General features: G+C 71.9%; 13 protein-coding genes. 5 read left to right on the top strand and 8 right to left on the bottom strand.

The window, feature by feature from the left end; translation table 11 throughout:
• Positions 1 to 39: 39 nt before the first annotated feature.
• The gene (locus BS73_RS28055) at positions 40 to 366 is read right to left on the bottom strand and encodes a 4a-hydroxytetrahydrobiopterin dehydratase (protein WP_037577149.1); all 327 of its coding nucleotides are present in this window, start codon (positions 364 to 366) and stop codon (positions 40 to 42) included.
• Positions 363 to 908, bottom strand: a complete 546-nt coding sequence (locus tag BS73_RS28060; protein ID WP_037581455.1) for a DUF5709 domain-containing protein — start codon at positions 906 to 908, stop codon at positions 363 to 365. The genes BS73_RS28055 and BS73_RS28060 overlap by 4 nt, the downstream gene beginning before the upstream one ends.
• A 113-nt stretch (positions 909 to 1,021) precedes the next feature.
• Between BS73_RS28060 and BS73_RS28065 the strand changes: the two genes are divergently transcribed.
• Both BS73_RS28065 and qcrB read left to right on the top strand, forming a co-directional pair.
• Complete coding sequence (locus BS73_RS28065; protein ID WP_084704411.1) at positions 1,022 to 1,651, top strand: DUF1360 domain-containing protein; 630 nt, start codon at positions 1,022 to 1,024, stop codon at positions 1,649 to 1,651.
• Entirely contained in the window at positions 1,651 to 3,315 is a 1,665-nt protein-coding gene (qcrB, locus tag BS73_RS28070; protein ID WP_051940961.1) for a cytochrome bc1 complex cytochrome b subunit, read from the top strand. The genes BS73_RS28065 and qcrB overlap by 1 nt, the downstream gene beginning before the upstream one ends.
• A gap of 57 nt (positions 3,316 to 3,372) precedes the next feature.
• On the opposite strand, the gene ctaF is transcribed toward qcrB, so the two are convergent.
• The 3 genes from ctaF to BS73_RS28085 form a co-directional block, all read right to left on the bottom strand.
• Complete coding sequence (gene ctaF / locus BS73_RS28075; RefSeq protein ID WP_037577150.1) at positions 3,373 to 3,756, bottom strand: aa3-type cytochrome oxidase subunit IV; 384 nt, start codon at positions 3,754 to 3,756, stop codon at positions 3,373 to 3,375.
• The gene (gene ctaD, locus BS73_RS28080; RefSeq protein ID WP_037577152.1) at positions 3,753 to 5,480 is read right to left on the bottom strand and encodes an aa3-type cytochrome oxidase subunit I; all 1,728 of its coding nucleotides are present in this window, start codon (positions 5,478 to 5,480) and stop codon (positions 3,753 to 3,755) included. The genes ctaF and ctaD overlap by 4 nt, the downstream gene beginning before the upstream one ends.
• 188 nt (positions 5,481 to 5,668) lie before the next feature.
• The gene (locus tag BS73_RS28085) at positions 5,669 to 6,613 is read right to left on the bottom strand and encodes an SDR family oxidoreductase (protein WP_265736878.1); all 945 of its coding nucleotides are present in this window, start codon (positions 6,611 to 6,613) and stop codon (positions 5,669 to 5,671) included.
• A 285-nt stretch (positions 6,614 to 6,898) separates the two neighbouring features.
• Between BS73_RS28085 and BS73_RS28090 the strand changes: the two genes are divergently transcribed.
• Positions 6,899 to 7,612, top strand: coding sequence for a GPR1/FUN34/YaaH family transporter (locus BS73_RS28090; RefSeq protein WP_084704413.1), 714 nt, complete (start codon positions 6,899 to 6,901; stop codon positions 7,610 to 7,612).
• 170 nt (positions 7,613 to 7,782) lie between these two features.
• The gene (locus BS73_RS28095) at positions 7,783 to 9,186 is read left to right on the top strand and encodes an APC family permease (RefSeq protein WP_037577154.1); all 1,404 of its coding nucleotides are present in this window, start codon (positions 7,783 to 7,785) and stop codon (positions 9,184 to 9,186) included.
• A 111-nt stretch (positions 9,187 to 9,297) separates the two neighbouring features.
• Here BS73_RS28095 and BS73_RS28100 read toward each other — a convergent pair whose 3' ends face one another.
• Positions 9,298 to 9,993, bottom strand: a complete 696-nt coding sequence (locus tag BS73_RS28100; protein ID WP_037577156.1) for a DUF4328 domain-containing protein — start codon at positions 9,991 to 9,993, stop codon at positions 9,298 to 9,300.
• Between the two features lie 126 nt (positions 9,994 to 10,119).
• Entirely contained in the window at positions 10,120 to 10,701 is a 582-nt protein-coding gene (locus BS73_RS28105; RefSeq protein WP_037577158.1) for a TetR/AcrR family transcriptional regulator, read from the bottom strand.
• Positions 10,702 to 10,845: 144 nt separating this feature from the next.
• On the opposite strand from BS73_RS28105, the gene BS73_RS28110 reads away from it, so the two are divergent.
• Positions 10,846 to 11,196, top strand: a complete 351-nt coding sequence (locus tag BS73_RS28110) for an antibiotic biosynthesis monooxygenase family protein (RefSeq protein WP_037577159.1) — start codon at positions 10,846 to 10,848, stop codon at positions 11,194 to 11,196.
• 108 nt (positions 11,197 to 11,304) lie between these two features.
• On the opposite strand, the gene glnA is transcribed toward BS73_RS28110, so the two are convergent.
• Complete coding sequence (gene glnA / locus BS73_RS28115; RefSeq protein ID WP_037577160.1) at positions 11,305 to 12,714, bottom strand: type I glutamate--ammonia ligase; 1,410 nt, start codon at positions 12,712 to 12,714, stop codon at positions 11,305 to 11,307.
• Positions 12,715 to 13,025: the final 311 nt, after the last annotated feature.

Here is a 13,025-nt window from a genome sequence, read left to right on the forward strand (position 1 = left end):
GCCGCGCGGGCGGCGCGGCCACCGCGGCCGCCCGCCGGGCTACTCCACGCCGGTCCTGGTCCCCACCGCGTACTCGATCCGCCGGCAGAGCTCCACGTCCTCCTCGCTGAAGGTGCCGGAGCCACTGCCGCCGGCCGGAGGGGCCACGCTGAAGTCCAGGGTGCGGCCGCTGATCGCGACGTTCGGCGTGCGGTGCAGCCGCGCCGCGTCCTCCACCAGCTGGTCCAGCATCCGCACCGCCGTCGTGAAGTCCGGGGCCAGCACGGTGCGGCGCAGCGCACCGTCCTCATGGCGCCACTCGTGCAGCCGGGGATCGGCCAGCCGTTCCGTCAGCTGCTCCGCACTCAGCGGGTGTTCCTCTGTCATCGCTCCTCCTCATCGTTCTGCGGGGGCAGTTCCCGATCGTCGTCGATGGTGTGGACGGCGGCCTCCTCGGCGGGAGCGACGGCGCTGTCCACGCCGACGTCCTCGGCCGCCACGCCCTCCCCGGACTCCTCGGCGGCGCCCTGCCGGGGTGCCACGAGACGTCCGGTCCGCAGGTCGCCGACCTCGCGCCGCGGCGCGCGTGCGCCAGGTCGGCCGAGGTCCGCGTCGGCCTCGTAGTCGGCGGCGCCGGCGGACCGCTCGGGACCGGTGGGCTCGCCCGGTCCGCCCGCCCCCTCCTCGGGGACCTCCTCGGCCAGCCGCTGGTCCAGCGACTCCCCCTCCCGCTGCTCGGCCGCCGTCACCCCGTGGTGCTCGGCGCCGCGCGGCCGTTCGGGTGGCGAGTAGCCCTCCTCGATGGTCTGCTCGGCGCCGTGGGCGTCCAGGGTGTCCTCCTGGTCGAGCAGACCGGTGTCCTCCCGCTGCTCGGCCTCGCCGGGTTCCGGTTGATAGACCTCGTCGCCGTACGACTCGCCGTCGGTCATCGCGATCACCTCCTCTCCTGCGGCTTCCCGGCCCACGCGTACCGAAGCGATCGTTTCCGTCCGGGCTGCCCGGGTAGCCGCGATCGCGGTATCCCCGACGGAGAAGGTGGCCGATGAACCGTCCGCAACCGCCCCGACCCGGCTCCGGCCCCGACGAGCCGGCATCCCAGTCCGCCGACGAGTCCGCCTCGGCGTCCGCCTCCGAGTCTGCGCCCGGCTCCGGCTCCGGGCGCGCCGGAGGGCTGCGCGAGGCCGTGCGGGAGACCGAGGAGGCCTACGCCGGCGACTCCGACCACCCGGTGACCGCGTACGCCGGGACGATGGGCGTCTACCTGGGGCTGGTCGGCGCCATGGCCGGCGCCGCCCGGCTGACCGGCCGCCGGCTGCCCGACCCGACGCCCTGGGACCTGCTGCTGGTCACCGGCGCCACCCACCGGCTCTCCCGGCTGGTCGCCAAGGACCCGGTGACCAGCCCGCTGCGGGCGCCCTTCACCCGCTTCCGCGGCACCTCGGGCCCGGCCGAGCTCAAGGAGGACGTCCGCGGGCGCGGCGCCCGGAAGGCCGTCGGCGAGCTGCTGAGCTGCCCGTTCTGCACCGGACTCTGGGCCTCCACCGGCTTCGTCGCCGGGCTGGTCTTCGCCCCCCGGGCGACCCGGCTGGCCGCCACCGCGCTCAGCGCGGCCGCCGCCTCCGACCTCCTCCACTTCGGTCGCTCCGGACTCCAGCAGGCGGCGGGGGAGTGATGTCCTGGCTCATCCCGCACCCGCTGGCCGACGCGAAGCGGCGGGCCGCGCGGCGCGCCCGCGGCGGAGCGCTCGCCCTGGACCGCCGGCTGCCGCTGATGGAGCTCGCCAAGGGCGGCCTCCGCAAGATCTTCCCCGACCACTGGTCCTACCTGCTGGGCGAGCTGGCCCTGTACAGCTTCGTGGTGCTGCTGGCCACCGGCGTCTGGCTGACCCTCTTCTTCCACCCCTCGATGAGCGAGACCGTCTACCACGGCAGCTACGCCCCGCTGCGCGGGGTGCGGATGTCCGAGGCCTACGACTCCACCCTCCACATCAGCTTCGACGTGCGCGGCGGGCTGCTGATCCGGCAGATCCACCACTGGGCCGCCGACCTCTTCGTGGCCGCGATCGGCGTCCACATGATGCGGATCTTCCTCACCGGGGCGTTCCGGCGACCGCGCGAGCTCAACTGGATGGTCGGGGTGACCCTCTTCCTCCTCGCGGTGCTGGAGGGGTTCTGCGGCTACTCGCTCCCCGACGACCTCCTCTCCGGCACGGGGCTGCGCACCGCCGAGGGGATCGTCCTCTCCATCCCGCTGGTCGGCACGTACCTGCAGTTCTTCCTCTTCGGCGGGGAGTTCCCCGGGGAGGCGATCGTGCCGCGGCTGTACGCCGCCCACATCCTGCTGCTGCCCGGGCTGCTGCTGGCGCTGGTCGGCGTCCACCTGATGCTGGTGGTGCGCCTCAAGCACACCCACTGGGCGGGACCGGGGCGGACCAACCGGAACGTGGTCGGCATCCCGATGTTCCCGCAGTTCGCGGCCCGCTCGACCGGGCTGGCCGCGATGACCGCCGGGGTGCTGGCGGTGCTCGGCGCGGTGGCCCAGATCAACCCCATCTGGCTGTACGGCCCCTACCGGCCGGACCAGGCCTCCACCGACGCCCAACCCGACTGGTACGTGGGCTTCCTGGAGGGCGCGCTGCGGCTGATGCCGGCGACCGAGACCCGGTTCCTGGGGCACACCGTGGTCTGGGACGTGCTGCTGCCCGCCGTCGTCCTGCCGATGGTCCTCTTCGCCGCGCTGTACGCCTACCCCTTCGTGGAGCGGAGACTGACCGGTGACCTCGCCGAGCACCATCTCAGCGAGCGCCCGCGGGACCGGCCCACCCGCACCGGCCTGGGCGTGGCCGGACTGACCTGGTACGTGGTGCTGCTGCTCGGCGGCGGCCAGGACGTCCTCGCGGACACCCTCCACGTCTCCGTGAACGCCCTCAACTGGACCCTGCGGATCGCCTTCCTGGTCGCCCCGCCTCTCGCCTTCCTCCTCACCAAGCGGGCCTGCCGGGGCCTCCGGGCCTGGGAGGAGGAGCGTCTGACGGAGGGTGAGGAGACCGGCCGGGTACGGCAGAACGCCGCCGGCGGCTACGAGGAGGACCGGGAGCCGCTGCCGGAGGAGACCCGCCGGGTGGTGCTGGCCCGCCGCGCGGCGAGCGCCCTGCCCGCCCCGTCCGGGCCGGACCGGTCGGGGCTGGACCGGTCGGCGCTGGAGAGGGCGGCGCTGGAGAGGGTGCGGGACCCGGAGGACGCGGGCGTCGACCCGGATGCCGAGGGGAGCGCGGTCAGCGAGGCCGGCCGCCGGGCCCGCGCGCGGGCCGCCCTGGGCCGCTGGCTGGTGCGCTGACGGCAGGTCAAAAGGACGCGGGCCGGCCCCCCTGGGCCGGGCCCGCGTCCGGCGGCTTCAGCCGTTGTACTGGAAGACGAACCCCAGCACGCCCGCCACCACCACGCCGAGGCCGATCAGGAAGAGCCACAGCCCCAGGACCACGCCCAGGCAGAGCAGCGCGAACCCGGCCGCGGCCAGCACCGGGTAGACGCTGTGCGGGGGGAAGAACTCCAGGGGCCCGGCCGTCTCGGTGACCTCGGCGTCCGGGCGGTCCTGCGCCCGGCCGCCGCCCAGCCGGCGGTGCTGCATGTAGAAGAAGAAGGAGATCAGCGCGGACATCAGGAAGCACAGCGCCAGCGCGGCCTTTCCGGCCGGCTCCTTGGCGAAGGCGTCGTAGATCCCGCCGGCGACCGCGAAGAAGATCGCCACCACGGCGAAGAGGCGGGCCTCCGTCCTCACCTCCGCTCACCTCCCTCGGGCAGCTCCGCGGGTTCCGGGGACTCCGCGGGCTCCGCGCGCTCCACGGGAAGCTCCTCGGGGAGTTCCTCCGGTGGCCTGCGGCCGCGCTCGTCCCCCTCGCCCTCGGAGACGCCCGGATAGACCCCGGGCGCGCTGATCTCCGGATGGTGGAGGTCGAAGGCCGGCGAGTCGGAGCGGATCCGCGGCAGCGCCTCGAAGTTGTGCCGGGGCGGCGGGCAGGAGGTCGCCCACTCCAGCGAGCGCCCCCATCCCCACGGGTCCGCCTCCTCGACCCGCCGGCCGTAGCGGGAGGTCTTCCAGATGTTGTAGAGGAACGGCAGCGTGGACAGGCCCAGCAGGAACGAGCCGATCGAGGAGACGGTGTTGAGGGTGGTGAACCCGTCCGTCGCCAGATAGTCCGCGTACCGCCGGGGCATCCCCTCGGCGCCCAGCCAGTGCTGCACCAGGAAGGTGGTCTGGAAGCCGACGAAGAGCGTCCAGAAGTGGATCCGGGCGAGCCGTTCGTCCAGCATCCGGCCGGTGAACTTGGGCCACCAGAAGTAGAACCCGGCGAAGGTGGCGAAGGCGACCGTCCCGAAGAGGACGTAGTGGAGGTGGGCCACGACGAAGTAACTGTCCGTCACATGGAAGTCGATCGGCGGCGAGGCGAGGAGCACCCCGCTGAGGCCGCCGAAGAGGAAGGTCACCAGGAAGCCGATGCAGAACAGCATCGGCGACTCGAAGCTCAGCGAGCCCTGCCACATGGTGCCGATCCAGTTGAAGAACTTCACCCCGGTCGGCACCGCGATCAGGAAGGACATCAGCGAGAAGAAGGGCAGCAGCACCGCCCCCGTCGCGAACATGTGGTGCGCCCACACCACCGCCGACAGTCCGGTGATGGCGATGGTCGCGGCCACCAGCCCGGAGTAGCCGAAGATCGGCTTGCGGCTGAACACCGGGATGATCTCCGAGACGATGCCGAAGAACGGCAGCGCCACGATGTAGACCTCTGGATGCCCGAAGAACCAGAAGAGGTGCTGCCAGAGCAGCGCGCCCCCGTTCTGCGCCTCGAACACCATGGCCCCGAACCGCCGGTCGGCCTCCAGCACCAGCAGGGCGGCGGTGAGCACCGGGAAGGCGAAGAGGATCAGGATCGAGGTGAACAGGGTGTTCCAGGTGAAGATCGGCATCCGGAACATGGTCATCCCGGGAGCCCGCAGGCAGGCGATGGTGGTGATGAAGTTGACCGCCCCCAGGATGCTGCTCAGCCCGGCCACCACCAGGCCCATCGCCCAGAGGTCGCCGCCGGTGCCGGGGGAGTGCTCGGCCCCGTTGAGCGGCGCGTACGCGAACCAGCCGAAGCCGGCCGCCCCGCCGCGGGTGAGGAAGCCGCTCAGCACCATCAGCCCGCCGAAGAGGAACACCCAGTAGGTGAAGGCGTTCAGCCGCGGGAAGGCCACGTCGGGGGCGCCGATCTGCAGCGGCATGATCCAGTTGGCGAAACCGGTGAAGGTCGGGGTGGCGAAGAGCAGCAGCATGATCGTGCCGTGCATGGTGAACAGCTGGTTGTACTGCTCGTCGCTGAAGAGCTGGAGGCCCGGCCGGGCCAGCTCGGCGCGCATCAGCAGCGCCAGCACGCCACCGACCAGGAAGAAGCCGAAGGACGTGGTCAGGTACAGACTGCCGATCACCTTGTGGTCGGTGGTGGTCAGCATCCGGATCATTCGTACGCTCAACCCGCGCCTCCAGCAGGACCATTGAGAACACCGGTCACTGGACCGGGGGCGCCCGGCAGCCGGCGCGCCGGGCGGCTACCCGGCCCGGCGGGAATCACACGGTTCACTTTTCCCACGACTCGCTTCTCACGCCCGGCCTCGCCGGCGGCCTGGGCTTCGCCGGCGGCCTGGCCTCGTCAGCGGAACCGCCACAGCCACGGCACCCGCGAGGGCGCGCGCTTGGCCGCCTCGCGGCCGAAGTCCCCGGACGCCTCGGCCAGCCGGGCCGGACCGGGCCGCCACAGGTTCCCGGTCAGCGCGGACGGCGGCACCGCCTCGTCGTCCACCTGCTGCGAGTCGTAGCCGGTGCGCGCCAGATAGCGGTCCAGCAGGCCCGGTGCCACCGCGTTGGCCACCAGGGTCGCCACCGTGCTGGCGCCCACCCAGTACTCCCGCCGTCCCGGGTGGAGGATCGCCGTCTCCACCGCCTTGGCGGCCAGCTCGGGCGGATACACCGGCGGCACCGGCCGCGCCCGGTGCGGCAGCCGGGTGAGCACCCAGCGGAACTGCGGGGTGTCCACGGCGGGCAGCTGCACCATGGTGGTCCGCACCCGCGAGCCGCTGTGCAGCAGCTCGCAGCGCACCGCCTCGTTCCAGCCCTGGATCGCGTGCTTCGCTCCGCTGTAGACGCTCTGCAGGGGGATCCCGCGGTACGCGATCGCCGAGCCGACCTGCACCACCACGCCGCGGTCCCGGGGCACCATCCGCCGCAGCGCGGCCCGGGTGCCGTTGACGTACCCCAGGTACGTCACCTCGGTCACCCGCCGGAACTCGGCCGGGGCGATCTGCTGGAAGGGGGCGAAGACCGTGGCGAAGGCGTCGTTCACCCACACGTCGATCGGGCCCAGCTCGTTCTCGACCCGCTCGGCGACCTTCTCCACCGCGTCCGCGTCGGCGACGTCGGCGGGCAGGGGCAGCGCCTCCGCGGCGCCCAGCGACCGCGCCTCGCGGGCGGCCTCCTCCAGCGCCTCCTCCCCGCGGGCGACCAGCCCCAGCCGCGCCCCGCGCGCCGCCAGCCGCCGCACCACGGCCCGGCCGACTCCCGCACTGGCGCCCGTGACCACCATGGTCGGCTCAGCCACGACCGACACCTCCCAGCGACTCGACAACCACCGACGGGGCGGGCAAGGGCGCCGCCCGCCGCTGGTGCGCCTACCGCGAGAGGCCGCCCCCGAACCCTCCCCTCGCGCATCCGGGTGATTCCAGGACGCCGGTTCGGCGCGGACGGCATGCGGCGCGGGTGATCGGGCAGACGAGCGCAACGGCAGACCCGCCGCCTCTCAGCCCCCGCAGCAGCCGCAGTACCCGCAGCACCCCTCAGCACCCCTCAGCACCCCTCAGCACCCGACGAAAGCCGGACCGCAGTCATGACCCCTGATCAGAACTTCGGCGACGGCGCCCACCGGGCGGACGCGTACTCCCCGGACACCGCCGCCCGCATCATGCTCCGCCCGGTGGCCAGCAGCCTGCCGCTGGGCTTCCTCGCCTTCGGCGTGGCCAGCACCCTCCTCACCTGCCTCCAACTGCACTGGGTGGAGGTCGGCAGCTCCCACCAACTCGCCCTGCTGGCCCTGGTGTTCGCGGTGCCCCTGGAACTGCTCGCCGCCGTCTTCGCGTTCTTGGCCAGGGACGCGGGCGCGGCCTGCGCCCTGAGCGTCTTCGCCGGCGTCTGGGCGGGCACCTCACTGCTGCTGGCCACCGGCACCCCGGGGAAGCCGTCGCCGGTGATGGCGGTCTTCCTGCTGACGATGGTGCCGGTGATGCTGCTGCTCTTCGTCGCCGCCTTGCAGGGCAAGCCGCTCTTCGCCGCGCTGCTGCTGCTCGGCGCCGTCCGCTTCGTCCTCACCGGCGCCTACGAGGCGGGCGCACCGGCCGCCGTGCAGACCGTGGCCGGCTGGTTCGGGGTGGCCCTCGGGGTCTTCGCCCTCTACGGCGGGCTGGCGCTGATCCTGGAGGACGGCGCCTCCCGTACGGTGCTCCCGCTCGGCCGCCGCGGCCACGCCCGCACCTCGCTCCAGGGCCGCCTCAGCGACCAGCTCCGCGACACCGCCCGCGAGGCCGGCGTCCGCCGCCAGCTGTGAACCGGCGCTGACCGCTCACCCACCGCTTCGGGACTGCCCCTGGCCGGGGTGGCCGGGGCGCCCGGGGACCGGCATGAGATCCTCTCCGAGTCGACTTATGGGTTCGTCAACCCCGGCTTATGCCCCGAAGGCGCCGGGTGGGGCGGGCCCGCCGGAATCGGAGCCCTCGCATGCCATCCAATGTGCCGTCCTCGTCCACCGCCGCAGACGCCGGGGCGAGGGCCGAGGCGGCCGGGACGACCCTTGAGCGGAGCCTGTCGCTCCGCGATCTGATCGTCTACGGCCTGCTGTTCATCGGGCCGACCGCGCCGATGGGCGTCTACGGCGTGCTGGACGCCAAGAGCGGCGGGGTAAGCCCGCTGGTCTTCGTCGTCGCGACCGTAGCCATGGGGTTCACTGCCTGGTCCTACGCCCGGATGTCGGCGAGCGTGCCGCGCGCGGGCTCGGTCTTCGCCTACGCGACCGCGGGACTCGGCCGCACCCCCGGCTTCATAGCCGGCTGGATGGTCGGCCTGGACTACCTCTTCATCCCCAGCCTGGCCGCCCTCTTCACCGGGGTGGCCACCCACGCCCTGCTGCCCGGCCTGCCCATGTGGCTGGCGTCCGGCGGCGCGGTCGTCGTCATCACCGTGCTCAATCTGGCCGGGGTGCGGATCGCCGCGCGGGTCGGCATGCTGATGCTCGCCGTGGAGATCGTGATCCTGGCGATGTTCACCGTGGCCGCGATCGTCGTCCTGGTGCACGACGGGCCAGCGCGGCCCTGGCTCTCGCCGTTCACCGGCGTCAACGGCTTCTCCGTGACGGCCGTGGTCGGCGCGGTCTCGGTGGCGGTGCTCTCCTTCCTGGGCTTCGACGCGATCGCCGGCTTCGCCGAGGAGAACACCGGGTCCAGCCGGCAGGTGGGGCGGGCGCTGATCTTCTGCCTGGTGCTGGCCGGCGTGCTGTTCGTGGTGCAGACCTACCTCGGCAGCCTGCTCACCACCGCAACCCCGGCGCAGCTGGCCGCCCACCCGGCGGACCAGGGCTCCGCCTTCTACACCATGCTCCAGCACGCCATCTCCGGCTGGTTCGGCACCACCGTGACCACCGTCCGGGCGATCGGGCCGATCTTCTCCGCGCTGGTGGGGCAGGCCGCGGTGAGCCGGCTGATGCTCGGTATGGCCCGCGACGGCCACCTGCCGCGGGTGCTGGCCACGGTGAACCCGCGTACCCGGACGCCGCTGGCGGCGACGCTGGTCGCGGCGGTCCTCACCGCGATCATCTCGGTCTCCGCCTCCCTCCGCGCGGACGGGCTCGACCTTCTCTCCTCCCTGGTCACCGTGGGCGCGCTGACCGCCTTCGTGTTCCTCCACGCCTCCGTGGTCGGCTACTTCGGGGTGCGCCGGCAGGGCTCGGGGCGCGGGGTGGCGGACTTCGCCGTGCCGGTGGTCGGGGCGGCCATCATCATCGCGGTGCTGGTCGAGGCCAGCCGGCTGGCGCTGGCCGTCGCGGGGGTCTGGCTGGTGATCGGCCTGCTGGTCCACCTGGCAGGCTCGCTCCGCGGCCGCCGCCGCGCGCCGGGATCGGTTGGCTGACCCTGGGGCGGTCGGCAAGTCGTCCGCTCGCGATGATGTCGACCGTTTCGGCCTGCGGTGAGGTGAGCGCGGCATGCGCTCACCTTCGCTGCCTCGGTTGCCTCGGTTGCCTCAGAGCTGGGGCGCCGGAGCCGGCTGGCCCGGCAGTCGGCTGAACAGCTGGGCCGCGCGGGCCTGTTGCAGCGTTCCGAGCCGGTGGACCAGCACCATCGCCAGCACCGCCGCGGCGGCGCGGACGAGATCGCAGCCCGCGAGCACCCCGTCCATCACCTCATGGCCGCCGACCGAGAACTGGGCGGGGATCTCCACCACCAGCCCCCCGCTCAGCCGGGCGACCACGAACAGCAGCCACCAGGTCAGGACGAGAGGCGAGCGGACGGGGCCGGCCGCCGGCTGCTGACCTCTCGGCTCGGAGGCCAGCCAGATCTTCCGCACCACCTGGTAGGGCAGGAAGTAGGTGCCGATCGGAATGACCCAGCAGGCCACGGTCCAGGCGGGGGTGTCCAGGGTGGCGTCCGGGCTGATGAACTCCGCGGCACTGCGCGCCTTGCGCAGCCAGACGATGAACGCGATCCCGGTCAGGGTGTACAGGGTGACCGCCGGCTCGCCCAGCACAAGGTGGAGGTCGTGCAGCACGGAGGCATCCGCGGAGGGGTCGCCGCCGCTCCCCTCCTGCCGCCACGAGTCCAGCCCCACCAGGTAGTAGGCGACGCCGAGCAGGCTGATCAACACCTGACAGCCCAGCAGAGACCGCACCAGGACGCTGATCCAGCGGGGTATCGACCACTCGGTCGGGGTCGGCAGCACGATTCTCCTCGGCTCGGGACGATGACGCCCTGAGATTAAGGGTCGAACAGGAGAATCGAAGCTGGCGTGATCAAAAAGTGACGGTACGCGTTCACCAGGGCAGGAGGGGCGTCCTCGACGCGGGCTTCAGGGCGTGGCCGCGGTGAGGTACCGCTGGATCGTGGGCCCGAGCCAGTCCACGATCTCCTCGCGGTCGAGCGCGACGCTCGCGGGGAACCGCAGCACGTAGCGGGTGAGCGCGAGCCCCAGCACGGTCGAGGCGCACAGCGCCGCCCGCCCCGGCGCCTGCTCCGGGTCGGGGCCCACCCGCCGGGCCAGCGGGATCAACTGATCGCGCAGCACGCTCTGCATGCGGTCGGCGGCGGCCGGGTCGGTGGCGCCGACCCGCATGAGTGCGGTGAGCTCCCCGTTCTCCTCCCACAGGGTGAGGAAGTGGCGCACCAGCGTGCGGCCGAGGTCCTCGCGCGGTTCGACGGGCAGTCCGGGCAGTCCGGGGTCGATCGAGACGGCCGCGGCGAACAGGCCCGCCTTGTTGCCGTAGTAGCGCATCACCATCGACGGGTCGATCTCGGCGTCGCGGGCGATGGCGCGGATGGTCGCCTTCTCGTAGCCGTCCGCGGCGAAGCGCTCGCGGGCCGCCGCGAGGATCGTGGCGCGGGTGGCGTCGGAACGCCGTGTGGCCTGCTCTTTGTCCGTGCTGCCGGTCATGCCGACAAAAATATGCCAACGCGTGTTGACAGTCCAGCCTCGCTTCTCTAGATTTGCCAACACGGGTTGGCCAACGCCTGTTGGCAAGCCCGCGACCGTCGCAGAGGCGGCGGCCGCGTCCGATGGCGAGAGGTGGCACCGAGAATGGCCAAGCTGCAGAGCCTGGACCCGAACACGCCGATGTTCGCGCAGTTCAAGGAGAAGGCCGGGCCCATCGTCCTGGCCAACACCTTCTTCGTCCCGGAGGGGAGGACCGAGGAGTTCATGGCCCTCTTCCGCCGGCAGGCGGCGTTCATGAAGGCGCAGCCGGGGTTCGTCTCCCTGCGGATGCACCAGGGCGTGGGGGACAGCCGGCTGCTGATGAACATCGCGGTCTGGGAGTCGACCGAGGCGCTCGCCACGGCCTTCGCCCGCCCGGAGTTCCAGCGGATGGTGGCCGAGTCCCCCGACGACATCGTGTCCTACCCGCACATCTTCCAGCAGATCGACGCATGACGCGGTCCTGCTCGCCACCTGCGCACCAGTGAGGGGCTGCCCCCCGACTTCCCAGGAGACAGCCCCTCACCACGTTCCCTGGCGCCCGGCCGGGCGCCCTGCGCCTTTTTAGATGTCGAAGTACAGCTCGAACTCGTGCGGGTGGGGGCGCAGGGCGATCGGGGCGATCTCGTTGGTGCGCTTGTAGTCGATCCAGGTCTCGATCAGGTCGGGGGTGAAGACGCCGCCCTGGAGGAGGAACTCGTGGTCGGCCTCGAGGGCCTCCAGGACCGACGGGAGGCTGGTGGGGACCTGGGGCACGTTGGCGTGCTCCTCGGGGGCCAGCTCGTAGAGGTCCTTGTCGACCGGCTCGGCCGGCTCGATCTTGTTCTTGATGCCGTCCAGGCCCGCGAGGAGGAGCGAGGAGAAGGCCAGGTACGGGTTGCCCGAGGAGTCCGGCGCGCGGAACTCGATGCGCTTGGCCTTGGCGTTGGCCCCGGTGATCGGGATGCGGATCGCGGCGGAGCGGTTGCGCTGCGAGTACACCAGGTTGACCGGCGCCTCGAAGCCCGGCACCAGGCGGTGGTACGAGTTCACCGTCGGGTTGGTGAAGGCGAGCAGCGCGGGGGCGTGCTTGAGGATGCCGCCGATGTAGTAGCGGGCGGTGTCCGAGAGGCCGGCGTAGCCCTGCTCGTCGTAGAAGAGCGGGTCGCCGCCCAGCCACAGCGACTGGTGGACGTGCATCCCCGAGCCGTTGTCGCCGAAGATCGGCTTCGGCATGAAGGTCGCGGTCTTGCCGGCCCGCCAGGCGACGTTCTTCACGATGTACTTGAAGAGCATCAGGTCGTCGGCGGCGTGCAGCAGGGTGTTGAACTTGTAGTTGATCTCGGCCTGGCCGGCGGTGCCCACCTCGTGGTGCTGGCGCTCGACGGTGAGGCCGGACTTGATCAGCTCAAGGGTGATCTCGGCGCGCAGGTCGGCGAAGTGGTCGACCGGCGGGACCGGGAAGTAGCCGCCCTTGTAGCGGACCTTGTAGCCGCGGTTGTCCTGCTCGTTGCCGGTGTTCCAGGCGCCGGCCTCGGAGTCGATCTCGTAGAACGACCGGTTGGCGCTGGTCTCGAAGCGCGCCTTGTCGAACACGTAGAACTCGGCCTCGGGGCCGAAGTACGCGGTGTCGGCGATGCCGGAGGAGGCCAGGTAGGCCTCGGCCTTCTTGGCCACGTTCCGCGGGTCGCGGCTGTACTGCTCGCCGGTGATCGGGTCGTGGATGAAGAAGTTGATGTTGAGCGTGGCGTCCGAGCGGAAGGGGTCGAGGCGGGCCGTCGACAGGTCCGGGACCAGGGCCATGTCCGACTCGTGGATCGCCTGGAAGCCGCGGATCGACGAGCCGTCGAACATCAGCGTCTCGGCGGGGTCGAAGGACTCGGCCGGAACCGTGAAGTGCTGCATCACGCCGGGCAGGTCGCAGAACCTGACGTCGACGAACTTCACGTCGTTGTCCGAGATGTACCGCGCCACCTCGTCGGCGTTGTTGAACATCCATCCTCCTCGCCCGGCGATGCGCCAGGGACTGTCGGGTACGGCCGAGCCGGTCCCGTGCGGCCCACCGTTGCGGCACACCATAGGGAGAGGCCGTTTCTCGGTGGTGACCCATATGTTTCACGGATGTTAACCGCCGTCCCGCGGGAGCCTCCGAAAGGGTGGGTCACCAGGGCCGATTCGGTGATCTTCGAGCGCCGGGGAGTGAGCCCCGCCCGGACGCTCCGTGACGGCGCAGGTCACCCGTAAGGGGACGGAACGGGCGCGGGGGAGTCGCCGGTCGGCCGCCTGACGCGGGCGGATACTGTGGG

This window comes from Phaeacidiphilus oryzae TH49 (assembly GCF_000744815.1).
GTDB classification, from domain to species: Bacteria; Actinomycetota; Actinomycetes; order Streptomycetales; family Streptomycetaceae; genus Phaeacidiphilus; species Phaeacidiphilus oryzae.